The sequence below is a fragment of the Pseudoruegeria sp. SK021 genome (assembly GCF_002119405.1).
Taxonomy (GTDB): Bacteria; Pseudomonadota; Alphaproteobacteria; order Rhodobacterales; family Rhodobacteraceae; genus Meridianimarinicoccus.
This window is the reverse complement of sequence record NZ_MTBG01000160.1, coordinates 1-253: the sequence shown is the minus strand read 5'-3', so window position 1 is coordinate 253 and position 253 is coordinate 1. Positions and strand designations below refer to the sequence as shown.

General features: G+C 53.4%; 1 pseudogene. It reads left to right on the top strand.

Annotation, left to right across the window (positions count from 1 at the left end):
- Positions 1 to 135 (top strand): annotated as a pseudogene (locus BV911_RS19460) (IS3 family transposase); the annotation flags it as partial.
- Between the last annotated feature and the right edge of the window lie 118 nt (positions 136 to 253).

Below are 253 nucleotides of genomic sequence, written 5' to 3'. Positions count from 1 at the left end.
AAAGAAGCCCTGCTTCGATACGGCCCGCCGGAAATTTTCAACACCGATCAAGGTAGCCAGTTCACCAGCACCGATTTCACTGAAGTGTTGCTCGACGCAAAGGTCAAGATTTCGATGGACGGGCGCGAGAGGTGGTCCTAGATTTTAGACCAGTTTTCCGCCGAGCCAAGCTATAGCATTGGGTTCATGTCAGGCGGCGACTTTCAGGTGTTGATTGTGGGTATCATAAGCCTCACCGGGCGTCAGCAGCCCA